Genomic DNA, 25,981 nt, shown 5'->3' with positions numbered 1-25,981 from the left:
GGCGGCTCCTTAGAAATACCCTTGACGCTTTTTCAGCTCCATCGAGCCGGACTGATCGCGGTCGATCATCCGCCCCTGGCGTTCGCTGGTGGTGGAGACCAGCATCTCTTCAATGATCTCCGGCAGGGTTTGCGCCTGCGAATCCACCGCGCCGGTCAGCGGCCAGCACCCCAGGGTGCGGAAACGCACCATGCGCTGGCTGATCACTTCACCCGGCTGCAGATCGATGCGATCGTCGTCCACCATCATCAGCATGCCGTCGCGCTCCACCACCGGGCGAGGTTTCGCCAGGTACAGCGGCACGATGTCGATCTTTTCCAGGAAGATGTACTGCCAGATATCCAGCTCGGTCCAGTTCGACAACGGGAAGACGCGGATGCTCTCCCCTTTGTTGATCTGGCCGTTGTAGTTGTGCCACAGCTCCGGCCGCTGGTTTTTCGGATCCCAGCGGTGGAAGCGATCGCGGAACGAATAGATGCGCTCTTTGGCGCGCGATTTCTCCTCGTCGCGCCGCGCACCGCCGAAGGCAGCGTCGAAACCGTACTTGTTCAACGCCTGCTTCAGGCCCTCGGTCTTCATGATGTCGGTATGCTTGGCGCTGCCGTGCACGAACGGGTTGATGCCCATCGCCACCCCTTCCGGGTTTTTATGCACCAGCAGCTCGAAGCCGTACTCCTTCGCGGTGCGATCGCGGAATTCGTACATTTCGCGGAACTTCCAGCCGGTATCGACGTGCAGCAGCGGGAACGGCAGCGTGCCGGGGAAGAACGCCTTGCGCGCCAGATGCAGCATCACGGAAGAGTCTTTACCGATGGAATACAGCATCACCGGGTTGGTGAATTCAGCGGCGACTTCACGGATGATATGGATACTCTCCGCCTCCAATTGCCGCAAATGAGTGAGTCGTTTTTCGTCCATAACAGGTCCTTAAAAGCCTTGCTTATGCCAAATTCACGACGGCCGGGCGCGCGGCCCCTTCCGTCTGCGATTGATGCCCGAACCAGGCGATTTGATGGTGCAGTTCCACCACTTCGCCAATCACCAGCAGCGCCGGCAGCGGCGCCCGGTGGGCCAGATGTTCCAGTTGATCCAACGTACCGATCTGCACCTGCTGATCGGCGCGCGTGCCGCGGCTGATCACCGCCACCGGCGTATCGGCAGCGCGGCCGTGGGCGATCAGGCGTTGGCTGATGTCCGCCGCCTTCATGGTGCCCATGTAGATAGCCAGCGTCTGCCGCGCCCGGGCCAGATCGGCCCAGTCCAGGCCATCGCCGTCGGGGCGGCAGTGGCCGGTGATAAAGGTCACGCTCTGCGCGTGATCGCGGTGCGTCAGCGGAATGCCGGCGTAGGCGGTCGCCCCCGCCGCGGCCGTGACGCCCGGCACCACCTGGAACGGAATGCCGGCGGCGGCGGCTACCTGCAGCTCTTCGCCGCCGCGGCCAAAGATGAACGGATCGCCGCCCTTGAGGCGCACCACGCGTTTGCCCTGCTGCGCCAGCTCCACCAACAGCCGGTTGGTCTCTTCCTGGATCACCGAGTGCGCGCCGGCGCGCTTGCCCACGCAGATGCGCTCGGCGTCGCGGCGCACCAGATCGAGGATCTCGCCGCTGACCAGGTGGTCATACAATACGACGTCCGCCAGCTGCATCACCTGCAGCCCGCGCAGGGTCAACAGCCCCACGTCGCCCGGCCCGGCGCCCACCAGGGCGATCTCGCCCTGCGCGCCTTCATCGCCTGCGGCGAAGCGGTGTAAATCCTGCTCCAGCTGCCGCTCCGCCTGCGCCGTTTGGCCGTTGGCCACCAGCGTGGCGAAACGGCCGCCGAAGGCTTTCTCCCAGAAACGGCGACGCTCGCCGATCGAGGCCAGCCGCTGTTTGACCTGGCCACGCCAGCGGCCCGCCACCTGCGCCATCTGCCCCAAACTGGCGGGCAGCAACGCCTCCAGCTTTTCGCGCAGCAACCGCGCCAGTACCGGCGCCTGGCCGCTGGACGATACGGCCACCACCAGCGGCGAGCGATCGATGATCGACGGGAAGATGAACGAGCAGCGCGGCTGGTCGTCCACCACGTTGGCCAACACCCGGCGTTTATCCGCTTCGGCGAACACCGCGGCGTTCAGCGCGTTGTCGTCCGTGGCGGCGATCGCCAGAAACACGTCGTCCAGCTGTTGCGGGTCAAAGGTTTTCCCCAGCCAGAGCAATTGCCCTCGCTGACGTTGTTGTTCCAGTTCCGGTGAGAGCGACTGCGCAACTATCCGTATTTCAGCCCCGGCGCGCTGAAGCAGATCGACTTTGCGCGCAGCCACGTCACCGCCGCCAACGACCAGCACCGGGCGTTGTTTCAGGTCGGCGAATATTGGTAGATAGTCCACAACAGCCTTTTCATATAACAGAAAGATAGTGTGACTATACGGGCTGAGATTTAGCCTCTGAAATGACGAAAAGGAATGATTAGTTCCTTTATGGAATATAGGCCGCAACGCCAGAGGCAAACGGTGATAACTGCGGCGACGGTTTGCGCGTTAGCGCGAAAATTAAGAGACGGGGAAATTGTGTAATGCCGCCCGGCGTCTCATACTGGGTGCCGCAGAAAAATGATCGGCAGCGCCGATAGCAAAGAAGGATTTTTCGGTATGTTTTCCCGTTTTTACCTGAAGACCAGCCTGCTGGCCCTCGCACTCGGCGGCGTCTTCAGCGTTTGTGCCGCACAGCCCGCAAAAGACGCGCCAATGGGCCGTTTCGCCGCCGAACAGACCCGCCACATCGCCACTTATTTCCCCGGCCGCATGGCGGGCAGCCCGGCCGAATTGCTCACCGCCGACTACCTGAAGCAGCAGTTCGCCAAGATGGGTTACCAAAGCGACATTCGCAGCGTCAACACGCGCTATCTCTACACCAGTAAAGACGGCAAGAAGAACTGGAACAACGTCACCGCCAGCTCGGTGATCGCCGCCCGCAACGGCGACAGTCCGAAACAGATAGTGATCGTCGCCCACTTCGACACCTACACGCCGCAGAGCGACGAAGATCTGGATAACAACCTCGGCGGCCTGACGCTGCAGGGCGTCGACGACAACGCCTCCGGCATCGGCGTGATGCTGGAGCTGGCGGAGCGCCTGAAGAGCATCCCCACCGCCTACGGCCTGCGCTTCGTCGCCACCAGCGCCGAAGAGCTCGGCTCGCTGGGCGCACAGAACTACCTGCAACGCATGAGCGCGGAAGAGAAAAGCAACACCGTGCTGGTGATCAACCTCGACAGCCTGATCACCGGCGATCGCCTGTACTTCAACGCCGGGCGCAACACGCCGCCGCAGATGGCGAAACGCTCCCGCGATCGCGCGCTGGATATCGCCCATCGCTACGGCATCGCCGCCGCCAGCAATCCGGGCAGCGCACAGCATCCGAAGGGCACCGGCTGCTGCTCCGATCAAGAGGTATTCGATGCGGCGGGCATCCCGGTGCTGTCGGTGGAGGCCACCAACTGGTCGCTGGGCGACAAGGACGGCTACCAGCAGCGCGCCGTCAGCCCGCACTTCCCGCAGGGCATCACCTGGCACCGCCCGCAGTATGACAACCTGCAGTACCTGGATCGCTACCTGCCGGGGCGGATCGACAAACGCAGCCGCGACAGCGTGCAGATCCTGCTGCCGCTGATCAAAGAGCTGGCGCAGGCGCACCCGCCGAAAGCACAGAAGAAAAAGTAGCCCGCAAAAAAACAGGGCCCAGCATTGCTGAGCCCTGTCGTGTGATTCGCCTCGTTTAGCCTTCGTGCAGGCCGCACTCGCGCTTCAGCCCGAAGAAACGCGTCTCTTCCTCGCTCATGCCCGGTTCCCACTTCTGGGTGGTGTGGGTATCGCCTACCGACAGGTAGCCCTGCTCCCACAGCGGGTGATAGCTCAGCCCGTGCTCGGTCAGATACTGGTAAATCTTGCGGTTGTCCCAGTCGATGATCGGCAGGATCTTGAACACCCCGCGCTGCACCGCCAGCACCGGCAGATTGGCGCGGCTGCCGGACTGCTCGCGCCGCAGGCCGGCGAACCAGCTCTGCGCCCCCAGCGTCTCCAGCGCGCGGTTCATCGGCTCAACCTTGTTGATCTGGTTGTACTTTTCAATCCCTTCCACACCCTGTTCCCACAGTTTGCCATAGCGCGCCTCTTGCCAGGCGGGAGACTGTTCGGCGCGGAACACCTGCAGATTCAGCTTCAGCTGGTCGGTCAGTTGATCGATAAAGCGGTAGGTTTCCGGGAACAGGTAACCGGTGTCGGTCAGGATCACCGGGATATCCGGCCGGATGCGCGTCACCAGGTGCAGACATACCGCCGCCTGAATGCCGAAACTGGACGAGAGTACGAACTCGCCGGGCAGATGCTCCAGCGCCCATGCAACGCGCTGTTCGGCGCTGAGGGTCTCCAGTTGGCCGTTGACCACCGCCAATGCCAGCGCCTGCCCGGATTTGGGCAACGCGTTCAGCGCCGCCAGATCGAATTCAGCCATGTTGTCTCTCCTGCTACTTGAAATTACCTGTGCGGCCCCTCTGCCCAGGGGCCGCCCGGCCTCACTCCCAGAAATCTCGCGCCGGGTCCAGCACCGGTTTGACGATGCCAGCGCGAACGGTGAAGTCGCCGAAGCCTTCGCCGGCGTTGCGCTCCTTCGCCCAGCGCCCCACCAACAGGTCGATCTCGCTCAGGATCTCGTCTTCGTTGATGTTCTCGCGATACATACGCGGAATGCGCGTGCCTTCGCGATTGCCGCCCAAATGCAGGTTATAGCGGCCGACCGCCTTGCCCACCAGCCCCAGCTCCGCCAGCAGCGCGCGGCCGCAGCCGTTCGGGCAGCCGGTGATGCGCAGCACGATATGCTCGTCGCCCACCCCGTGCCGATGCATGATCCCTTCCACCTTGGTGACGAACTGCGGCAGGAAGCGCTCAGCCTCCGCCATCGCCAACGGGCAGGTCGGGAACGATACGCAGGCCATCGAGTTCTTGCGTTGCTCGCTGATCTCATCGTCGATCAGGCCATGATCGCGCGCCAGGGCTTCGATCTTCGTCTTCTCGCTTGCCGGCACGCCGGCGATGATCACGTTTTGGTTCGCCGTCAGGCGGAAGTCGCCTTTATGGATCTTGGCGATCTCCGCCATGCCGGTCTTCAGCGGGCGCCCCGGATAGTCCAGCAGGCGGCCGTTCTCAATAAACAGCGTCAGGTGCCACTGATCGTCGATGCCCTTCACCCAACCGATGCGATCGCCGCGGCCGGTGAATTCATACGGCCGGATCGGCGCGAAGGTGATGCCGGCGCGCTTTTCCACTTCGGCGCGGAAAACGTCCACCCCGACGCGCTCCAGCGTGTATTTGGTTTTGGCGTTCTTGCGATCGGTGCGGTTGCCCCAGTCGCGCTGCGTGGTCACCACGGCCTCCGCGACCGCCAGCGTATGTTCGAGCGGAATGTAGCCGAACTCGCTGGCCTGGCGCGCGTAGGTTTTCTTGTTGCCGTGTTCGATGGACAACCCGCCGCCCACCAGCAGGTTGAAGCCTACCAGCTTGCCGTTTTCGGCGATCGCCACGAAGTTCATGTCGTTGGCGTGCAGATCGACGTCATTCTGCGGCGGGATCACCACCGTGGTTTTGAACTTACGCGGCAGGTAGGTCGGCCCCAGAATCGGCTCTTCGTCGGTAGTGGCCACCTTCTCCTGATCCAGCCACACCTCGGCGTAGGCGCGGGTGCGCGGCAGCAGGTGTTCGGAGATCTTCTTCGCCCACTCGTAGGCTTCCTGATGCAGCTCGGACTCCACCGGGTTGGAGGTGCACAGCACGTTGCGGTTCACGTCGTTGGCGGTCGCCAGCGCGTCCAACCCCAGACGGTTCAGCAGCTGGTGCACCGGTTTGACGTTGCCTTTCAGAATGCCGTGAAACTGGAACGTCTGGCGGTTGGTGATGCGAATGCTGCCGTACAGCGTGCTCTCCTGCGCGAACTTGTCGATGCCCAGCCACTGCTGCGGGCTGATGATGCCGCCCGGCAGGCGGCAGCGCAGCATCATGGCGTGGCGCGGCTCCAGCTTCTGCTCGGCGCGTTCGGCGCGAATATCGCGGTCATCCTGCTGATACATGCCGTGAAAACGGATCAGCAGGAAATTGTCGCCGTTGAAGCCGCCGGTCAGGCCGTCGTTCAAATCTTCGGCGATGGTGCCGCGCAGGAAGTGGCTCTCCTTCTTCATGCGCTCCGCATCGGCCAGTTTGCCTTCGACTACCAAAGGCCCGGGGTGTTTATCACTCATCAGTAAACATCTCGCTGATAACGGCGCTCAAGGCGCAGCTCACTTAAAAATTCATCCGCCTGCTCGGTATCCATGCCACCGTGCTCGGCCACCAGTTCCAGTAATGTGTTTTCCACGTCTTTCGCCATGCGATTAGCATCGCCGCAGACGTAAATGTGCGCGCCTTCCTGAATCCAGCGCCACACTTCCGCGCCCTGTTCGCGCAGTTTGTCTTGTACGTATATTTTATGTTGTTGGTCGCGGGACCAGGCCAGATCGATGCGGGTCAGCAGGCCGTCTTTCACGTAGCGCTGCCATTCGACCTGATACAGGAAATCTTCGGTAAAGTGCGGGTTGCCGAAGAACAGCCAGTTCTTGCCGCCGGCGCCGTCGGCGTCGCGCTGCTGCATAAAGGCGCGGAACGGCGCGATGCCGGTGCCCGGGCCGATCATGATCACCGGCGCTTCCGGATTGGCCGGCAGGCGGAAGTTGTCGTTGTGTTCGATAAACACCCGCACGTCGCCGTCCTCCTCCAGGCGATCCGCCAGGAAGCCGGAGGCGCCGCCGCTGCGGGCGCGCCCGTCGATGTCGTAACGCACCACGCCCACGGTGATGTGCACTTCGCTTTCGTTCTCCGCCTGCGAAGAGGCGATGGAGTACAGGCGCGGCGTCAGCGGGCGCAGCAGACCGACCAGCTGTTCGGCGCTCAGGTCCGCCGGCGCCTGACGCACCATGTCAACGATCGGCGTGTTGTGCGCATAGTGCTGCAGCGCGGCTTTATCCGCCAACAGGCCGATCAACGTTTCGTCGCGCGACAGCGCGGCGTATTTATCGACGATAGGCGTGGTGTTCTGCGTCAGCTCGAAATGGCTGCGCAGCGCCTGCGCCAGCGGCAGGGTTTGCCCTTCCACCTCGACCGGCTCGTCGCCTTTCAGCCACAACAGCTGCACCAGTTCGTCCACCAGCGCCGGATCGTTGTCGAACCAGACGCCGAGCGCATCGCCCGGCTGATAGCGCAGGCCGGAGTCGCCCAGATCGATCTCGATATGGCGCACGTCTTTATCCGACGCGCGGCCGGTAATTTTCTGATTGACCGCCAGTTGGGCGGTGAGCGGCTGTTCCTTGCTGTACGGGCTGCTGTCGATCAGATCGACCGCGCCGCTGGCCAACACGCCCGGCGCGGCGCTTTCCGCCGGCGCGCGCGCCTTCAGCACCGATACCACCTGTTTACGCCAGGCGGCGGCCAGTTCCTGGTACTCCACGTCGGCATCCACGCGCTCCACCAGGCGCTCGGCACCCAGCTCGGCCAGCTTGCCGTCGAAATCCTTACCAGACTGGCAGAAATTCTCATAAGAGGTATCGCCCAGCCCGAACACCGCAAAAGCGGTATCATTCAGCTTCGGCGCCTTCTTCGAGAACAGGAATTTATGCAGCGCCACCGCTTCTTCCGCCGGTTCGCCCTCACCCTGTGTGGAGGCGACGATCACCAGCAGGCGCTCTTGAGCTATCTGCTTGAACTTGTAGTCGCCGGCGCTGATCAGCGTAGCATTCAGATTGGCGGCCAGCAGATCGTCGCGCAGCTGCTCCGCCAGGCGGCGCGCATTGCCGGTCTGCGAAGCGGAAATGAGGGTGATGCCGGCGGCAGCCGCAGGGGCGACAGGCGCAATGGCCACGGCTCCGGGCTGTTGATTGACCATGCCCCAAAAATAACCGGACAGCCACGCCAGCTGCGTCGGCGAATAGTCACCGATCGTCGCCTGCAGGCGCGCCAGCTGTTCGGGCGTCAGCGGGAGCAAAGATGTTGGAGGAGCCTGAGTCGTCATTGCTGTACTTATTTCCTATACTTAGCGCCTTTCCTGCCAGGCGCGCGCCAGTGTCAGTCGCTGTCTCTTCGCTGCGTCGGGTGTGCGGAAAAGATCAGGAGAGTTTGTAAGGTTACCGAGCAGAATAGCAACGATTAAATAAGGGATAGCAATAAATCATAACCAAAATGACTAAGCTGTTTTTCTGGTAAGGGATAACGCTTAAACCGTTAAACAAAGTTTTTTATCCAGATGAAATTAAAGCGCTTTTTTTCATCGTTTTTTCACCGTTCAACATTTCGGCTCATTACCCCAGCCGATAGGTGCCGCAAACACCAAACAAAAAAAGTGTTAACCGGGCGCGGTTACCGTGGCGCTAGACCATAACGGTATAAATGGCAAGCAGACGCGCTTTCCGGTACTATGCGGCGGTTTTTGAGTCAATGAGGCCGTAATAATGGCAACCACGCTGTTTAAAGATTTTCAGTTTGAAGCCGCACACCGTTTGCCGCACGTGCCGGAGGGCCATAAATGCGGCCGCCTGCATGGGCATTCGTTTATGGTGCGTCTGGAAGTGACCGGTGAAGTGGACCCCCACACCGGTTGGGTGATGGATTTCGCCGAGCTCAAGGCTGTGTTTTCCCCGATCTGGGAACGGTTGGATCACCATTATCTGAACGATATTCCAGGATTGGAAAATCCCACCAGCGAAGTGCTCGCCGCCTGGATTTGGCAGCAGCTCAAGCCCCAGTTGCCGGAACTGACTGCGGTGATGGTGAAAGAGACCTGTACCGCGGGATGCGTATATAAAGGTTAAAAGAAAGGGCGCCGCAAAGGCGCCCTGATTTTAGGCGATGTTCAGATACTTGTGGGTCTGCATCGACAGCCGCCAGTTGCGCGCGATGCAGGTTTCGATGCACAGGCGGGTCGCCTCTTCTTTCTGACTGATCGGCTGCAGCGCAATAATCCGTGCCTTGTCGTCCTGCAGCGTCGCCAGCAGCGCGTCCAGCGCCTCGATGTCGCGCTCGCGCGCCACCGGATGCTTCACCTCGTCGGCGCGCCGCAGCGCCTGATCCAACACCTTCATGCCGCCGCGCATATTCACCTTGGGCGAAACCGTCACCCAGGTTTTGGCGGAACAGCGGATGTCGTGGGTACCGCTGGTCTCAATCTGGCAGCCGTAACCATGCTGTTCGAACAGCTCGGTCAGCGGCATCAGATCGTAGATGCAGGGTTCGCCGCCGGTGATCACCACATGGCGCGCGGTGTAGCCTTGTTGACGCATCACCGCCAGCAGCTGCTCGGCGCTGGCATTGCCCCAGGCGTCGCTCTCTTCTGTTTTGACCAGGATCCGTTGCAGGTCGACTTCCCGATTGGCTTCCTTTTCCCAGGTATGTTTGGTATCGCACCAACTGCACCCTACCGGGCAGCCCTGCAGGCGGATAAAAATGGCCGGCACGCCGGTGAAAAAGCCTTCGCCCTGCAAGGTTTGGAACATCTCATTGATCGGGTACTGCATCAGTTTCTCAATCTGGAAAAGTAAAAAGCGATTATCGCAGATTCCGGCCCGGCGACCAAACGGCCAAAATTGTATTAAATTTTATCCTCCGCGCCGCCACCAGCATATCTCACCGCCCATGGCGTTTATTTAATTTGTTCGACGGGTTCTGATCTTTCATTCACGGTGTAACCTGCTTCGCAAAAACAACATTTATTTAACGCATAAGATAAATATATTTGACATAAAGCGTCGACGCGCAGATGTATATACAAGCAAACACAAGCCGGGCGTCAGTTTCGGCCGCGTTCCATCCATCACGACTACATCTGCGTTTAGAGGGTGCCATGACTCATTCCACCAGCGAGTTGAACATTCAGCAGGCCATCGACGACAGCAAGTTTTCGCTGTTTCACTGGACCCTGATCATTCTCGGATTCCTGATCCTCGCCATCGACGGTTTCGATACCGCCGCCATGGGCTATATCGCCCCCTCGGTCGCCAAAGACTGGGGCATCGTCAAACAGGATCTGGGGCCGGTGCTGAGCGCCGCGCTGCTGGGGCTGTCGCTCGGCGCGCTGATCGCCGGGCCGATCTCCGACCGCATCGGCCGCAAGCGCGTGCTGGTGTTTTCCTGCCTGTTCTTCGGCCTGTCGAGCCTGGCCACCGCCTACGCCGGCTCGCTCAATAGCCTGACGCTGTGGCGTTTCCTCACCGGCCTCGGGCTGGGAGCGGCAATGCCCAACGCCATCACGCTGATCTCCGAATACGCGCCGCAGCGCTGCCGTTCGCTGGCGATCAACACCATGTACTGCGGCTTTCCGCTGGGCGCGGCCGGCGGCGGCGCCATTTCATCGTGGCTGATCCCGAGCTACGGCTGGCACAGCGTGCTGCTGCTCGGCGCCATTGCGCCGCTGGTATTGACGGTCTTCTTGATCCTGCTGCTGCCGGAATCAGTCAAATATATGGTCAACCGCGGGCAGGATGCGATGAAGATCAAACGCATCGCGCAACGCTTCGTCAGCCAGAGCCTCGACGGCGTAACGCGTTTTTATCTGTACGAAGAGAAGCTGACGCAGGCCAAGACCAGCGTCGGCCTGCTGTTCAGCCGCCCTTACCTGCTCGGTACGCTGATGCTGTGGCTGACCTACTTCATGGGGTTGGTGATCTACTACGTGTTGCTGAGCTGGATGCCAATCCTGATGCAGGGGCTGGGCTATCAGTTGGAACAGTCGGCGATGCTCACCTCGCTGTTCACCTTCGGCGGCACGCTTGGCATCCTGGTGGCCGGCTGGCTGATGGATCGCTGGAATGCGCACAAGGTGGTCTCGAGCGGCTTTGTCGTCACCGCCCTGTTGATCGTGGCGATGGCGACCGAAGACAGGCAGATCGTGTTGCTGGGCGCCTTTATCTTCCTGATGGGCGTCACCATGAACGGCGCGCAGTCCGGGCTGCAAACGCTGGCAGCCACCTTCTACCCCACCCATAGCCGCGCCACCGGCATCGCCTGGATGCAGGGCATCGGCCGCTTCGGCGGCGTCGCCGGCACCATGATGGGCGCCCAACTGCTGGCGATGCAGTGGGAAGTGCAGAGCATCCTGATGTTCCTGTGCGTACCGGCGCTGATCGCCGCCATCGCCACGGTGTGCAAAATGAGCCGCAAACCGATGCTGCAACCGGCCGCCTGAGCCTGGCAAGCCCGCCCACGGCGGGCTTTGTTCCTGCGGTGATAGGACTTGTTTATCCTTCGCCGCCAACTGTAATCAGTCTGTAAAAATATTGTGACTAGCCGCCCAAAAATGAGTCATTTTTAATTCATTTTTGCCGAACAGCTCACTTTTCTCCGGCTTTCCGCCCATGAGACCGGCGATTAAAAATCGCATATCAACCTGATATAAAAGAAAATAACTTTTTCTTATGCCACTTTTCAGCGGCAACTGGTCAGTGTTGCATATGCTTGTACATACAAGTATATGTTAATAAGCCCTACGCATTGTTATGCCGTGGTACTCATCCCCACCGCGGCATGGAATCTGCACCGATACTGTTTGAGGAAACTGCTGTGACTACAAATAACAAAGTTCGCAATGTCGATGTACGCGCGCCACGCGGCACACAATTAAACGCAAAAAGCTGGCTGACCGAAGCGCCGTTACGCATGCTGATGAACAACCTCGATCCTGAAGTTGCGGAGAACCCACACGAGCTGGTGGTGTACGGCGGCATCGGCCGCGCCGCACGCGACTGGGATTGCTACGACAAGATCGTCGAAACCCTGAAAACGCTGGAAGAAGACGAAACCCTGCTGGTGCAGTCCGGTAAGCCGGTTGGCGTCTTCAAGACCCACAGCAATGCGCCGCGCGTGCTGATCGCCAACTCCAACCTGGTGCCGCACTGGGCGACCTGGGAACACTTCAACGAACTGGACGCCAAAGGCTTGGCCATGTACGGCCAGATGACCGCCGGCAGCTGGATCTACATCGGCAGCCAAGGCATTGTTCAGGGCACTTATGAAACCTTCGTCGAAGCGGGCCGCCAGCATTACGACGGCAGCCTGCAGGGCCGCTGGGTGCTGACCGCCGGCCTGGGCGGCATGGGCGGCGCACAGCCGCTGGCCGCGACGCTGGCGGGCGCCTGCTCGCTGAACATCGAATGTCAGCAGAGCCGTATCGATTTCCGCCTGAAAACCCGCTACGTAGATGAGCAGGCCAACGATTTGGACGACGCGCTGGCCCGCATCAAAAAATACACCTCAGAAGGCAAAGCCATCTCCGTCGCCCTGTGCGGCAACGCGGCAGAAATTCTGCCTGAGCTGGTTCGCCGCGGCGTGCGCCCGGACATGGTCACCGATCAGACCAGCGCCCACGATCCGCTGAACGGCTACCTGCCGAAGGGCTGGAGCTGGGAAGAGTATCGCCAGCGCGCCCAGACCGAGCCGGCTAAAGTGGTCGCCGCCGCCAAGCAGTCGATGGCCGATCACGTCAAAGCCATGCTGGCGTTCCAGCAGATGGGCGTGCCGACCTTCGACTACGGCAACAACATTCGCCAGATGGCGAAAGAAGTGGGCGTCGACAACGCCTTCGACTTCCCGGGCTTCGTGCCGGCCTACATCCGTCCGCTGTTCTGCCGCGGTATCGGGCCGTTCCGCTGGGCGGCGCTGTCCGGCGATCCGCAGGACATCTACAAAACCGACGCCATGGTGAAAGAGCTGATTCCGGATGACGAACACCTGCACCGCTGGCTGGACATGGCGCGCGAGCGCATCAGCTTCCAGGGCCTGCCGGCGCGCATTTGCTGGGTTGGCCTCGGCCAGCGCGCCAAGCTGGGCCTGGCGTTCAACGAGATGGTGCGCCGCGGCGAACTGTCCGCCCCGATCGTCATCGGCCGCGACCACCTGGATTCCGGCTCCGTGTCCAGCCCGAACCGTGAAACCGAAGCGATGAAAGACGGCTCCGATGCGGTTTCCGACTGGCCGCTGCTGAACGCCCTGCTGAACACCGCCAGCGGCGCCACCTGGGTTTCCCTGCACCACGGCGGCGGCGTCGGCATGGGCTTCTCCCAACACTCCGGCATGGTGATCGTCTGCGACGGCACCGACGAGGCCGCCGAGCGCATCGCCCGCGTTCTGCACAATGACCCGGCTACCGGGGTCATGCGTCACGCCGACGCCGGTTACGATATCGCTATCGACTGCGCCCGCGAGCAAGGCCTGAACCTGCCGATGGTTGCCGCGACCCAAGGAGAAAAAGCATGAAAGCGCTGACTATTCGCCCTGGCAAACTGACGCTGGCCCAGCTACGCGACGTCTATCAACACCCGGTAACGCTGACGCTGGACGACAACGCCTACGCGCCAATCCAGCAGAGCGTGGCCTGCGTGGAACGCATCGTTGAAGAAAACCGCACCACCTACGGCATCAACACCGGGTTTGGCCTGCTGGCTTCGACGCGCATCGCCCGCGACGATCTGGAAAACCTGCAGCGCTCGATCGTGCTGTCACACGCCGCCGGCGTAGGCGAGCCGACCGACGACAGCCTGGTGCGCCTGATCATGGTGCTGAAGATTAACAGCCTGTCGCGCGGCTTCTCCGGCATTCGTCTGGAAGTCATTCAGGCGCTGATCGCGCTGGTCAACGCCGAAGTTTATCCACATATTCCGCTGAAAGGCTCGGTCGGCGCCTCCGGCGACCTGGCGCCGCTGGCGCACATGAGCCTGGTGTTGCTGGGCGAAGGCCAGGCGCGCCATCAGGGCCAATGGCTGCCGGCGACCGAAGCGCTGGCCAAGGCCGGCCTGAAACCGCTGACCCTGGCGGCGAAAGAGGGCCTGGCACTGCTGAACGGCACCCAGGTCTCCGCCGCCTTCGCGCTGCGCGGCCTGTTCGATGCCGAAGATCTGTTCGCCGCCGCGACCGTGGCGGGCAGCCTGACGGTGGAAGCGGCGCTGGGCTCTCGCAGCCCGTTCGATGCGCGTATCCACGAAGTGCGCGGCCAGCGCGGCCAGATCGACGCCGCCCTCGCCTATCGCCACCTGCTCGGCGCGCGCAGCGAAGTCTCCGACTCGCACCGCAACTGTGAAAAAGTGCAGGATCCTTACTCCCTGCGCTGCCAGCCACAGGTGATGGGCGCCTGCCTGACGCAGATCCGCCAGGCCGCCGAGGTGCTGGAAATTGAAGCCAACGCCGTCTCCGATAACCCGCTGGTGTTCGCCGAACAGGGCGACGTGCTGTCCGGCGGCAACTTCCACGCCGAACCGGTGGCGATGGCCGCCGATAACCTGGCGCTAGCGTTTGCCGAAATCGGTTCGCTGTCCGAACGCCGCATCTCGCTGATGATGGACAAGCACATGTCGCAGCTGCCACCGTTCCTGGTGGAAAACGGCGGCGTGAACTCCGGCTTCATGATCGCCCAGGTGACCGCCGCGGCGCTGGCCAGCGAAAACAAAGCGCTGGCGCACCCGTCGAGCGTCGACAGCATCCCGACCTCCGCCAACCAGGAAGACCACGTCTCCATGGCGCCGGCCGCCGGTCGCCGCCTGTGGAGCATGGCGGACAACGTGCGCGGCATTCTGGCGGTCGAATGGTTGGCCGCCTGCCAGGGCCTGGATTTCCGCAACGGCCTGAAGACCTCGGAAGGTCTGGAGCAGGCGCGCCGTCTGCTACGCGAGCATGTCAGTTTCTACGACAAGGATCGTTTCTTCGCCCCCGACATTGAAGCCGCCAGCCAACTCTTGGCGGCCGGTCACCTGACATCGCTGCTGCCTGCGGCGCTGCTGCCTAGCCAGGCATAATCATCACACACTGAATCACGCAGTTTGTTCTGCCCCGCCGGGTGCGTTCCACCCGGCGCGGGCAGCGCGTGCCTGTTCGGCAAACACTTAACGGGAAGCAACATGCGTAACGAAACGACACAACTCAGACGCGGACTAAACGCGCGGCACATCCGTTTCATGGCTCTCGGCTCGGCGATCGGCACTGGCCTGTTCTACGGCTCCGCCGGCGCCATCCAACTGGCCGGCCCGGCCGTGCTGCTGGCCTACCTGGTGGGCGGTGCAGCGGTATTCATGGTGATGCGCGCGCTGGGTGAAATGGCGGTGCACCAGCCGGTTTCCGGCTCGTTCGGCCACTACGCCAGCCACTATCTCGGCCCGCTGGCCGGGTTCCTCACCGGTTGGACCTACACCTTTGAAATGGTGATCGTCGCCCTGGCGGATGTCACCGCCTTCGGCATCTATATGGGGCTGTGGTTCCCGGACGTCGCCCAGTGGGTCTGGGTGCTCAGCATCATTCTGTTTATCGGCGCGCTCAACCTGTGCAGCGTCAAGGTATTCGGCGAGCTGGAGTTCTGGCTGTCGCTGGTCAAAGTCGCCGCCATCGTGGCGATGATCGTCGGCGGCGCGGCGGTGATGCTGTTCGGCTTCGGCCAAACCCAGCACGCCACCGGCATCAGCAACCTGTGGCAGCACGGCGGCTTTATGCCTAACGGCATGGGCGGCGTGGTCGCGTCATTGGCGGTGGTGATGTTCGCCTTCGGCGGCATCGAGATCATCGGCATTACCGCCAGCGAGGCGAAAGACCCCGCCAAAGTGCTGCCGAAGGCGATCAACGCCGTGCCGGTGCGCATCCTGCTGTTTTACGTGCTGACGCTGACGGTGCTGATGGCGATTTACCCGTGGAACAGCATCGGCCAGAACGGCAGCCCGTTCGTTGAGATCTTCAGCAACCTCGGCATCAGCTCCGCCGCCAACGTATTGAATGTGGTGGTGATCACCGCCGCCATTTCGGCCATCAACAGCGACATCTTCGGCGCCGGCCGCATGATGTACGGCATGGCGCAGGACGGCCAGGCGCCGCGCAGCTTCACCAAACTGACCGCCAGCGGCGTGCCGTGGATGACGGTGTTGGTGATGTCGGTCGCCCTGCTGCTGGCGGTGGTGCTCAACTACCTGATCCCGGAGAAGGTCTTCATGATCATTGCCTCGATCGCCACCTTCGCCACCGTCTGGGTGTGGCTGATGATCCTGCTGTCGCAGATCGTCATGCGCCGCACGCTGTCACCGGAGGAAACCCGTCAGCTGAGCTTCCCGGTGCCATGGTGGCCGGTGGCGCCGGCATTGGCGACCGCCTTTATGGCATTTGTCATCGGCCTGCTCGGCTACTTCGAAGAGAGCCGCATCGCCCTGTACGTCGGGCTGGTGTGGATCGCCCTCCTCACCGTAGCTTACTGGCTGTGGGTGCGCAAAAAAGGCGGGGGTTCACCGGTGAGCGCGGCAACGCAGCAGATGTAACGCTCGCTTCTGATAAAACCCGCTGCGGCGGGTTTTTTATTGCACCTGCGTCAACGCTTGCAAGATATCCGCCCTCAGGTCGTCGAACTCCTCCAACCCCGCGGACAGCCGCACCAGCCCCTCGCTGATGTGGTGCCGCTTCCGCTCTTCCGGCGTGTAAGCCGAGTGAGTCATACTGGCCGGGTGTTGCGCCAGGCTTTCGCAATCGCCCAGGCTGACCGCGCGCAAGATGAGCTGCAGCGCATTGAGGAAGCGAATACCCGCCGCCATGCCGCCCCGCAGTTCAAACGCCAGCATGCCGCCGGGGCGCGCCATTTGCCGCTGCGCCAACGCATGCTGCGGGAAGTTCGCCAGGCCGGGGTAATACACTCGCTCGACCGCCGGATGCTCCGCCAACATCTCTGCCAGGCGCTGCGCGTTATCGCAATGACGATCCATACGCAGCGGCAGCGTCTTCAACCCACGCAGCACCAATGCGGCGTCCTGTGCCGACAACACCGCTCCGTTCATATCCTTCAGCCCCTCCAACCGTATCTCCTGCGCCAGCGCCTCGCTCGTCACCGCTACTCCGGCCAGCAGATCGCCGTGCCCGCCGAGGTACTTGGTCGCCGAGTGCACCACGATATCGGCGCCCAGCGTCAGCGGCCGCTGCAAGTACGGCGTGCAATAGGTGTTGTCCACCAGCAACAGCGCCTGGTGACGGTGGGCGATCTCCGCCACGGCGGCGATATCGATCAATCGCATGTTGGGGTTGGCCGGGGTTTCGCAATACACCAGCCGGGTACGCTGACCGATCGCCGCGGCCAACTGCTCCGGCCGGGTCATATCAACGTGGGTTATCTTGACGCCAAAACGCGCCAGACCGTGATGAAAATAGCTGAAGGTGCAACCATACACCGTTTCATCGACGATCAGCTCGTCGCCCGGGTTGAGCAACGTCCAGCAACAGGCGGTGATCGCCCCCATGCCAGAAGCGAACGCCACCGCCGCTTCCCCTTCTTCGAGGTTGGCGATGCGCTGCTCCAGCAGATTCAGCGTTGGGTTAGCGATACGCGAATAAAAATACCCCGGCTCGGTGCCAGCAAAACAAGCACCGCCATATTCCGCCGTGGGAAAGGTAAAGGTGGAACTCATAAATACCGGCGGGCACAGTGCCCCCTGATGCTGCTGAGGATCATAGCCGTAATGAATGGCGCGGGTGGCGAAAGCGTGGCCAGTGATGGCGGACATAACGCAACTCCTTACCTGAGTGGGAAAGCTTAATTCGATGGCTCATCCTGGAGCGATGGCGGCAACGCGCTGTCCTGCGTGCGCCGGCCGATGATTTGCAGAGTACGCAGCAGCAGCATGATGCCCAGTAAAGTATCCGGATGCTTCAGCAAGGCGTAAGCCGCACGAAAATTGGCGGGCGGCGGGTTCAATTGCAGCTCGCTGTGCGCCATCTTCAACGCAGTCCCTCCCTCCCAACCGACCGTAACCAGCCCTTCAAACACGCCGGCCAGTTTCTCTACCAGCGCGTTGTCGGCGATATCCACTACGTCCGACAGCAACGACAGCAGATCGACCACGTTGTCCAACCGCCCGCCGGCCAGCAGCGGCCGCAGTTTTTCCAGCAAGCCCACCAGCGATTGGAGTTCGTCGCCATGCACCGTGCTTTCTGTCATAGCATCCCCCTTACCGTGGCCCAATAAAGGCCGCGATTAAAGCCGTTACGCAGCATGCCCCCCACCTTGGTAGCCGGGGTCGGCAGTACATCATGACGGTAGTCGTAGACCAGCGGCATGCCGGCATGCAGCCCCATTTGCGCGATCGCCTGCACCTTGCCGTCGTAATGGCTGACCGTTTGCCCCAGCCGTATTTCAGCCACGATGTTGTCGGCAATCACCGGTGCCTGGTTGTGGCAAGAACCGCCGGCTTTGCTGACCGGCAGATCCACAGTGTCGCCGATCACGTATACGCCCTGTTGGCCGTACACCTGTAACGTTTGGTGATCGGTCGGCAACCAGCCCTCACCGTTTTGAATATCGCTTAGCCCGGTATTGCGCACCGCCTCCACCGCTCGGATCGGCGGCGTCGCCATCAGGATGTCAAACGACTGTTCCTCACCTTCCGCGGAATAGGCGATGTTGCGCTGTGCATCCACCCGACTGAGGGTAAAACCGCGCTGGTGACGGATATCGCGCGCGGCAAAAATGGCGGGCAGCGCTTCGCCGGTCGGGCGCTGCAAAAACAGACAGTTGCGCAGCAGTTGGGAAATCGTCGGGTAGGTATAAACGATCTCTACCGCCTTACGTACGCCGCGCCGCCGCAGGTAATCGTCCAACATCAGCGTGGTTTCAATCGGTGCGATACCGCACTGGTGGGGCACGTTGGGCGTTTCAGGGAAAGAAACAGTGATAAAGATACGTCCTTTTTCTATGGTCGCCAGTTTATGCGCCAACCGCCTGGCGGCCTGATACTGGTAGAAATGATCGCCTGCGTGCGCCAGCCCTTCGATGCGCTCCGGCCAGGGGACACAGCCGGTAGCAAAGACCAGAAAATCATAGGAATAAAGTTTACCGCTTTGCGTGGCTAAACTTCGCTGCTTTAAATCGAAAGATTCCGCTTTATCAACAAGAAATTGTATTTCGGGCCGCAATAAACTCTGCTGTGAGCGCGTGAGTTCCTGTTTGAAAAAAGCATTGAACGCCACATACATAAACGCCGGCTTGTAATAATGCAGCGGCGAATCCGATATCATTAATAACTCGACTTTATTATTAATAATTTCCCGATGTAATTTTGCCGCCAATAGATTCGCCAGGATGGTGCCGCCGGTTCCGCCGCCGACAATGATTATTCGCTGTCGCATCAAGCCCTCGCTCAACCGGCCAGCAAGCCGGCAGTATTAACGTATTGTGATGATAGAGGTCTACGGCAGCACAGCGAGAAATAAACTGCCTCATTGGCAGTCTAGTAACGAATAATTATAAAGCAAATAAAATAGGAATATAAAATAAATGCAGTTACTATCCTTAATAAAATTATCGAGTTAAATAAGATCACGCTTTCAATAAAAAACTTATTATTAAACTAACAATTATCACGAATTTAAAACATAAAAAAACCCGCCGCAGCGGGTTTTTATTTAACAACCGAATCGGTCGAAATTATTGGCCTTTAACTTCTTTCAGGCCGTTGAACGGCGCACGGTCACCCAGCGCTTCTTCAATACGGATCAGTTGGTTGTATTTGGCAACGCGGTCAGAACGGCTCATGGAACCGGTTTTGATCTGGCCAGCCGCAGTCCCTACCGCCAGGTCGGCGATGGTCGCGTCTTCGGTTTCACCGGAACGGTGAGAAATCACCGCAGTGTAACCCGCATCTTTCGCCATCTTGATAGCCGCCAGGGTTTCGGTCAGAGAACCGATCTGGTTGAATTTGATCAGGATGGAGTTGGCGATGCCTTTCTCGATGCCTTCTTTCAGGATCTTGGTGTTGGTAACGAACAGATCGTCGCCCACCAGCTGGATTTTGTCGCCCAGAACTTTGGTCTGGTAAGCGAAGCCCGCCCAGTCGGATTCATCCAGTCCATCTTCGATAGACACGATTGGGTACTGTTTGGTCAGCTCTTCCAGGAAGTGAGTGAACTCTTCGGAAGTGAAGGCTTTGTTGCCTTCGCCGGCCAGTACGTATTTACCGTCTTTGTAGAATTCGGAAGCCGCACAGTCCATCGCCAGAGTCACGTCTTTGCCCAGCTCGTAGCCCGCCGCTTTTACCGCTTCAGCGATAACCGCCAGCGCTTCGGCGTTGGAACCCAGGTTTGGCGCGTAGCCGCCTTCGTCGCCCACGGCGGTGTTCATGCCTTTGGCTTTCAGAACTTTCGCCAGGTGGTGGAACACTTCAGAACCGATGCGCACCGCTTCTTTCAGGGTTTTCGCGCCAACCGGCTGAATCATGAATTCCTGAATATCGACGTTGTTGTCAGCGTGCTCGCCGCCGTTGATGATGTTCATCATCGGCAGTGGCATGGAGAATTTGCCTGGGGTGCCGTTCAGTTCAGCGATGTGCTCGTACAGCGGCATGCCTTTAGAGGCTGCGGCCGCTTTCGCTGCTGCCAGGGAAACCGCCAGAATGGCGTTGGCGCCGAAGTTGGATTTGTTTTCGGTGCCGTCCAGATCGATCATGATCTTGTCGATGTTCGCCTGGTCTTTGGCATCTTTACCCAGTACTGCCTGAGCAATCGGACCGTTTACTGCAGCAACGGCTTTCAGTACGCCTTTACCCAGGAAACGAGACTTGTCACCGTCACGCAGTTCCAGCGCTTCGCGGGAACCGGTAGAAGCACCTGACGGCGCAGCAGCCAGGCCGACGAAACCGCCTTCCAGATGAACTTCGGCTTCAACAGTCGGGTTACCGCGGGAGTCGATGATTTCACGACCGATGACTTTAACGATTTTGGACATTAGGTTTTCCTCAGTACAAGTTAAACTAAAACTCCAGACAAACAGCGCGCGGTTCTCACCGCGCGCCGCCTACCAAATATTTTATTTCACCTGGCGCTTCTGATGCTCGCCTGCGGCTTTCACGAAGCCGGCGAACAGCGGATGCCCATCACGCGGCGTAGACGTAAATTCCGGGTGGAACTGACAGGCTACAAACCACGGGTGATTCGGCAGTTCAATGATCTCGACCAGCTTGTTGTCGGCGGAACGACCGGCGACACGCAGCCCTGCGGCTTCGATCTGCTTCAACAGCATGTTGTTAACTTCGTAACGGTGACGATGACGCTCGACAATGGTCGGTTCGCCGTACAGCTGGCGCACCAGGCTGTTGTCGCTCAGGTTGCACTGTTGGCCACCTACGCGCATCGTGCCGCCCAAATCGCTTTCTTCGCTACGTACTTCGACGTTGCCTTCTTCGTCACGCCATTCGGTGATCAACGCTACCACCGGGTACTTACAGTCTGGCATAAACTCAGTGGAGTTGGCGTTCTCCATGCCCGCCACGTTGCGAGCGAACTCCATCAACGCCACCTGCATGCCCAGGCAAATGCCCAGGTAAGGAATGTTGTTCTCGCGCGCATAGCGTGCGGTCATCACTTTGCCTTCCACGCCGCGGTAGCCGAAGCCGCCCGGGATCAGGATCGCGTCCAGCCCTTTCAGCACTTCCACGCCGCGGGTTTCCACGTCCTGCGAATCGATCAGCTTGATGTTCACGGTCAGACGGTTTTTCAGCCCGCCGTGCTTCAGCGCTTCGATCACCGACTTGTAGGCGTCCGGCAGCTCAACGTATTTGCCGACCATACCGATGGTCACTTCGCCGCCCGGATTGGCTTCTTCGTAGATCACCTGTTCCCATTCGGCCAGGTTGGCTTCCGGTGCGTTCAAGCTGAATCGTTTACAAATATAATCGTCCAGCCCCTGAGATTTCAATAGGCCTGGGATTTTATAAATAGAATCAACGTCTTTCAGAGAGATAACCGCTTTTTCCGGCACGTTGCAGAAAAGCGCGATTTTAGCGCGTTCGTTAGCAGGAACCGCGCGATCGGAACGGCAAATCAGCACATCCGGCTGAATACCGATGGAAAGCAGCTCTTTTACGGAATGCTGGGTCGGCTTGGTTTTCACTTCGCCGGCCGCCGCCATGTACGGCACCAGCGTCAGGTGCATGTACAGGGTGTGCTCACGGCCCACTTCCACCGCCATCTGACGGATGGCTTCGAGGAACGGCAGCGATTCGATATCGCCGACGGTGCCGCCGATTTCCACCAGTACCACATCGTGGCCTTCGCCGCCTTCGATGATGCGCTCTTTGATCGCGTTGGTGATGTGCGGAATGACCTGCACGGTCGCGCCCAGATAGTCGCCGCGGCGTTCTTTACGCAGCACGTCGGAGTAGATGCGGCCGGTGGTGAAGTTGTTGCGACGCGACATTTTGGTGCGGATGAAGCGCTCGTAGTGACCCAAATCCAGATCGGTTTCTGCGCCGTCTTCGGTGACGAAAACTTCCCCATGCTGAATCGGGCTCATGGTGCCCGGATCCACGTTGATGTACGGGTCCAGTTTCATGATGGTAACGTTGAGGCCACGGGCTTCAAGAATAGCCGCCAGAGAGGCTGCGGCAATGCCTTTACCCAGAGAGGATACGACCCCGCCGGTCACAAAAATATAATTAGTTGTCATGCTGAACCTGAGAGTTTAGGTTTAAAGACGATGGAAGAACCAAGACGGGAAAGTAGTATACCCGAACCTCTCCTGACCTACAAACGATCGTTTTGCTGTCCATCATCTCGGCCGCCTTCCCGTGTTCATCAGGGTTTACTCCACCGGCGCCGCATAAACCCTCCAGATAAAACAAAGAGTTAGCTGAGAAAATTTCTTTTTACCGCCCCTCAGGAGCGATAAAACGCCTTAGATTTCAGTTTGTTGCCCTTTTTCTGCCGCCGGCAGCCATGCGCCTCTGACCTGACTGAAAGCTTAACCGTTTCAGCTCGAGCGAACCTTGTCGGCGATCAACATTGTCGCGGCGATTCAACTTTCCTGCCGTTTCACCTGCTGCCAGGCCTCTTCCATCTGCTCCAGCGTGGCGTCTTCAAGCCGCAGCCCGTTTTGCTTTACGATCGCTTCCACCTGGCGGAAACGGCGCTCGAACTTGCGGTTCGCCGCCTGCAGCGCGTTCTCTGCCTTGTGGCCTAAATGGCGCGACAGGTTCACCGTGGCGAACAGCAGATCGCCGATCTCCTCCTCCAGCTTGCTCTCGTCGACCACCGCCTGGCGGGCTTCGTGCATCACTTCGTCGATCTCTTCGTACACTTTGTCCAACACCGGGCCCAGGGTGTTCCAGTCGAAGCCGACCGAGGCGCAGCGTTTTTGGATCTTGTGCGCTTTCATCAACGCCGGCAGCGCCTGCGGAATGTCGTCCAGCACCGAGTGCAACTCTTTTTCGGCGCGCTCGCCGGCCTTCAGCTGCTCCCAGCGCGCCGCCACGGCTTCGCTGTCTCCGCCCTCGGCATCGCCGAAGATGTGCGGGTGACGGCGCTCCAGCTTGTCGCTGATAGCGGTGCACACCTCATCGAAATCGAATAGCCCCTGTTCCTGCCCCATCTGGGCGTAGAACACCACCTGAAACAGCAAGTCGCCCAGCTCGTCGCGCAGATCGGCGTAGTCCTGCCGCTCGATGGCGTCCAGCACTTCGTAAGTCTCTTCCAACGTATAAGGCGCAATGGTGGAGAAAGTTTGCTTGCGGTCCCACGAGCAGCCGATCTGCGGGTCGCGCAGCGTTTTCATGATGTTCAGCAGGCGCTGCAGCGGAGTGGATTGGGTCATAAAAAATCTCTGAGAAAGCATGGGGGCGCAGGGGAGCGCCCGCCGAATTCATGGATTTCGGGCCGCATCCGCTATCGATACGGCCCGAAAGGCGATGTGGGCTTAGTTACCGTGCAGACGCTTGGCGTCTATCACGTCCGGCAGCTGGTTCAGCTTCGCCAGCACCCGGCTCAGCACCTGCTGGTTGTAGATTTCGATATCCATGTCGATGGTGGCCAGCTGCTTCTTGGTGTCGCTGCGGCTGGCGACGCCCAGCACGTTGACCTTTTCGTTGGCCAAAATGGTGGTAATGTCACGCAGCAACCCGCTGCGATCGTTGGCCATCACGCGCACCACTAACGAATAACCGCTGGAGTAGCTTTCTCCCCACACCGCATCGACAATGCGTTCCGGCGCGTGCGATTGCAAATCGACCAGCTGATCGCAGTCCGCACGGTGGATCGAGATGCCGCGCCCCTGGGTGATAAAGCCGACGATGTCATCACCCGGGATCGGCTGGCAGCAGCGGGCGATATGGTGCATCAGGTTGCCCACGCCCTCCACTACCACTCGGCCGTTATCCTTGTTGCGGGTCGGCGGCGGCGCTTTCTGCTGCACCAGCTGGCGCAGCGCCTCGCGATCCTGCTCTTCGGCGCTCGGCTTGTTGAACTTGCCCTGCAGGTAATTCACCATCTGGTTCAGGCGAATGTCCCCACCGCCGATCGCCGCCAACACCTCGTCCAGCGAGTTCATGTTGTAGCGCGGGATCAACAGCTTCTCAGCCTCTTTCAGGCTGATGCCGAGGTGTTCCAGTTCGTTGTCCAACATCTGGCGGCCGGCGAGAATGTTCTTGTCGCGGTCCTGCTTGCGGAACCAGTTGTGGATCTTCGAGCGCCCGCGGCTGGTGGTCACATAGCCCAGGTTCGGGTTCAGCCAGTCGCGGCTCGGGTTTGGCTGTTTCTGGGTGATGATCTCAATCTGATCGCCCATCTTCAGCTGATAGGTAAACGGCACGATGCGGCCGCCGATCTTGGCGCCGATACAGCGGTGACCGACGTCGCTGTGAATGTGGTAAGCGAAATCGAGCGGCGTGGAGCCGGCCGGCAGATCCACCACGTCGCCTTTTGGCGTAAACACATACACCCGATCGTCGAACACCTGGCTGCGCACTTCGTCGAGCATCTCGCCCGAGTCCGCCATCTCTTCCTGCCAGGCGATGAGCTTACGCAGCCAGGCGATGCGTTCTTCGTAGCCGGAGCGCACGGTTACGCCTGCGCCTTCTTTGTACTTCCAGTGCGCGGCCACGCCCAGCTCGGCGTCTTCATGCATTTGCCGGGTGCGGATCTGAATCTCGACGGTTTTGCCGCGCGGCCCCAGCACCACGGTGTGGATCGACTGGTAGCCGTTGGGTTTCGGGTTGGCGACGTAGTCGTCGAACTCGTCCGGCAAATGGCGGAAGTGGGTATGCACGATGCCCAACGCCGCGTAGCAATCCTGCAGGCGCTCCGCCACGATGCGCACCGCGCGCACGTCGAACAGTTCGTCGAACGCCAGATGTTTTTTCTGCATCTTGCGCCAGATGCTGTAGATGTGTTTCGGCCGGCCGTAGATCTCCACCCGAATGCCTTCGCTGGCCATTTCGGCGCGCAGCCCGGCGACGAAGTCGTCGATGAACTGTTCGCGATCGATGCGGCGCTCATGCAACAGCTTGGCGATGCGCTTGTATTCTTCCGGATGCAGGTAGCGGAAGCAGAAATCTTCCAGCTCCCACTTCAGTTGGCCGATGCCGAGCCGGTTGGCCAGCGGGGCGTAGATGTTGGAACACTCTTTCGCCGCCAGCACGCGTTCGTCTTCCGGCGCGTCTTTCACCTCGCGCAGGTGAGCGATGCGCTCCGCCAGCTTGATGACCACGCAGCGGAAATCCTCCACCATCGCCAACAGCATGCGGCGCACGTTGTCGACCTGTTCGGAGGCCATCGAGTCGTTTTGGGTGGCTTTCAGTTGGCGAATGGCGTCCATGTCGCGCACGCCGTGCACCAGCGCGACGATGCCGTTGCCGAACGCTTCGGTCAGGGTCTCTTCCTGCACGATGCCGGCGTCCACCAGCGGGAACAGCAGCGCAGCGCGCATGCTGTCGTTGTCCATGCTCAGCGTCGAGAGGATTTCCACCATCTCCAGACCTCGCCACAGCAGCAGCGAGGCGTCGGGGTGATTCTGGGTCTGCTGCTCACAATAACGCCAGGTTGCGGCCAATCGCTCACATGACTGCGGGTTAGGTAGCCCCAAGCCGGCTATCCACTCATCGAGAGCGAACTCACCCGCCGTATTCAGATGTGCACTTCTTACCGCAACCATAACTTCTC

The 25,981-nt window shown here is 60.2% G+C and carries 19 protein-coding genes; 6 read left to right on the top strand and 13 right to left on the bottom strand.

Features of this window, described 5'->3' with window-relative positions:
• Positions 1–9: 9 nt before the first annotated feature.
• Both cysD and cysG read right to left on the bottom strand, forming a co-directional pair.
• Positions 10–918 carry a sulfate adenylyltransferase subunit CysD gene (gene cysD, locus C9411_RS07495; protein ID WP_063991376.1) on the bottom strand — a complete coding sequence of 303 codons (909 nt, stop codon included), beginning with the start codon at positions 916–918 and terminating at the stop codon, positions 10–12.
• Between the two features lie 22 nt (positions 919–940).
• Positions 941–2,371, bottom strand: coding sequence for a siroheme synthase CysG (cysG, locus tag C9411_RS07490; protein WP_107226775.1), 1,431 nt, complete (start codon positions 2,369–2,371; stop codon positions 941–943).
• A gap of 261 nt (positions 2,372–2,632) precedes the next feature.
• Between cysG and C9411_RS07485 the strand changes: the two genes are divergently transcribed.
• A complete protein-coding gene (locus tag C9411_RS07485; RefSeq protein ID WP_060422571.1) occupies positions 2,633–3,703 on the top strand; it encodes an aminopeptidase in 1,071 nt (356 codons plus the stop codon).
• A 55-nt stretch (positions 3,704–3,758) separates the two neighbouring features.
• Here C9411_RS07485 and C9411_RS07480 read toward each other — a convergent pair whose 3' ends face one another.
• The 3 genes from C9411_RS07480 to cysJ form a co-directional block, all read right to left on the bottom strand.
• Entirely contained in the window at positions 3,759–4,493 is a 735-nt protein-coding gene (locus C9411_RS07480; protein WP_016929052.1) for a phosphoadenylyl-sulfate reductase, read from the bottom strand.
• A 61-nt stretch (positions 4,494–4,554) separates the two neighbouring features.
• Positions 4,555–6,270: an assimilatory sulfite reductase (NADPH) hemoprotein subunit gene (gene cysI, locus C9411_RS07475; RefSeq protein WP_107226774.1), complete on the bottom strand. Its 1,716-nt coding sequence runs from the start codon at positions 6,268–6,270 to the stop codon at positions 4,555–4,557.
• Entirely contained in the window at positions 6,270–8,072 is a 1,803-nt protein-coding gene (gene cysJ / locus C9411_RS07470; protein WP_107226773.1) for an NADPH-dependent assimilatory sulfite reductase flavoprotein subunit, read from the bottom strand. The genes cysI and cysJ overlap by 1 nt, the downstream gene beginning before the upstream one ends.
• 436 nt (positions 8,073–8,508) lie before the next feature.
• Here cysJ and queD point away from each other — a divergent pair, with 436 nt between their 5' ends.
• Positions 8,509–8,868: a 6-carboxytetrahydropterin synthase QueD gene (gene queD, locus C9411_RS07465; protein ID WP_004932638.1), complete on the top strand. Its 360-nt coding sequence runs from the start codon at positions 8,509–8,511 to the stop codon at positions 8,866–8,868.
• Between the two features lie 30 nt (positions 8,869–8,898).
• Here the strand turns inward: queD and queE are convergent, their stop codons facing one another.
• Complete coding sequence (gene queE / locus C9411_RS07460; RefSeq protein ID WP_063991380.1) at positions 8,899–9,570, bottom strand: 7-carboxy-7-deazaguanine synthase QueE; 672 nt, start codon at positions 9,568–9,570, stop codon at positions 8,899–8,901.
• Positions 9,571–9,896: 326 nt separating this feature from the next.
• Between queE and C9411_RS07455 the strand changes: the two genes are divergently transcribed.
• From C9411_RS07455 to C9411_RS07440, 4 genes are all read left to right on the top strand, one after another.
• Complete coding sequence (locus C9411_RS07455) at positions 9,897–11,237, top strand: aromatic acid/H+ symport family MFS transporter (protein WP_063991381.1); 1,341 nt, start codon at positions 9,897–9,899, stop codon at positions 11,235–11,237.
• Positions 11,238–11,611: 374 nt separating this feature from the next.
• Positions 11,612–13,303: a urocanate hydratase gene (hutU, locus tag C9411_RS07450; RefSeq protein WP_175089867.1), complete on the top strand. Its 1,692-nt coding sequence runs from the start codon at positions 11,612–11,614 to the stop codon at positions 13,301–13,303.
• Positions 13,300–14,835: a histidine ammonia-lyase gene (hutH, locus tag C9411_RS07445; RefSeq protein WP_063991383.1), complete on the top strand. Its 1,536-nt coding sequence runs from the start codon at positions 13,300–13,302 to the stop codon at positions 14,833–14,835. Before hutU ends, hutH begins: the two co-directional genes overlap by 4 nt.
• 102 nt (positions 14,836–14,937) lie before the next feature.
• A complete protein-coding gene (locus C9411_RS07440) occupies positions 14,938–16,332 on the top strand; it encodes an amino acid permease (RefSeq protein ID WP_063991384.1) in 1,395 nt (464 codons plus the stop codon).
• 36 nt (positions 16,333–16,368) lie between these two features.
• On the opposite strand, the gene C9411_RS07435 is transcribed toward C9411_RS07440, so the two are convergent.
• From C9411_RS07435 to relA, 7 genes are all read right to left on the bottom strand, one after another.
• Positions 16,369–17,562 carry a methionine gamma-lyase gene (locus C9411_RS07435; protein WP_063991385.1) on the bottom strand — a complete coding sequence of 398 codons (1,194 nt, stop codon included), beginning with the start codon at positions 17,560–17,562 and terminating at the stop codon, positions 16,369–16,371.
• Positions 17,563–17,591: 29 nt separating this feature from the next.
• Positions 17,592–17,996, bottom strand: coding sequence for a hypothetical protein (locus C9411_RS07430; RefSeq protein WP_107226771.1), 405 nt, complete (start codon positions 17,994–17,996; stop codon positions 17,592–17,594).
• A complete protein-coding gene (locus C9411_RS07425) occupies positions 17,993–19,183 on the bottom strand; it encodes an FAD/NAD(P)-binding oxidoreductase (protein WP_107226770.1) in 1,191 nt (396 codons plus the stop codon). The genes C9411_RS07430 and C9411_RS07425 overlap by 4 nt, the downstream gene beginning before the upstream one ends.
• A 298-nt stretch (positions 19,184–19,481) precedes the next feature.
• A complete protein-coding gene (gene eno / locus C9411_RS07420; RefSeq protein WP_025301599.1) occupies positions 19,482–20,777 on the bottom strand; it encodes a phosphopyruvate hydratase in 1,296 nt (431 codons plus the stop codon).
• 81 nt (positions 20,778–20,858) lie between these two features.
• Entirely contained in the window at positions 20,859–22,496 is a 1,638-nt protein-coding gene (pyrG, locus tag C9411_RS07415; RefSeq protein ID WP_063991387.1) for a glutamine hydrolyzing CTP synthase, read from the bottom strand.
• Positions 22,497–22,844: 348 nt separating this feature from the next.
• Positions 22,845–23,639 carry a nucleoside triphosphate pyrophosphohydrolase gene (gene mazG, locus C9411_RS07410; RefSeq protein WP_063991388.1) on the bottom strand — a complete coding sequence of 265 codons (795 nt, stop codon included), beginning with the start codon at positions 23,637–23,639 and terminating at the stop codon, positions 22,845–22,847.
• A gap of 102 nt (positions 23,640–23,741) precedes the next feature.
• Positions 23,742–25,973, bottom strand: a complete 2,232-nt coding sequence (gene relA, locus C9411_RS07405) for a GTP diphosphokinase (protein ID WP_107226769.1) — start codon at positions 25,971–25,973, stop codon at positions 23,742–23,744.
• Between the last annotated feature and the right edge of the window lie 8 nt (positions 25,974–25,981).

The sequence above is a fragment of the Serratia sp. Nf2 genome (genome assembly GCF_003028435.1).
GTDB lineage: Bacteria > Pseudomonadota > Gammaproteobacteria > Enterobacterales > Enterobacteriaceae > Serratia > Serratia marcescens_L.
Note: the sequence above shows the minus strand (reverse complement) of the source record. Positions and strands in the feature narration are given on the sequence as shown.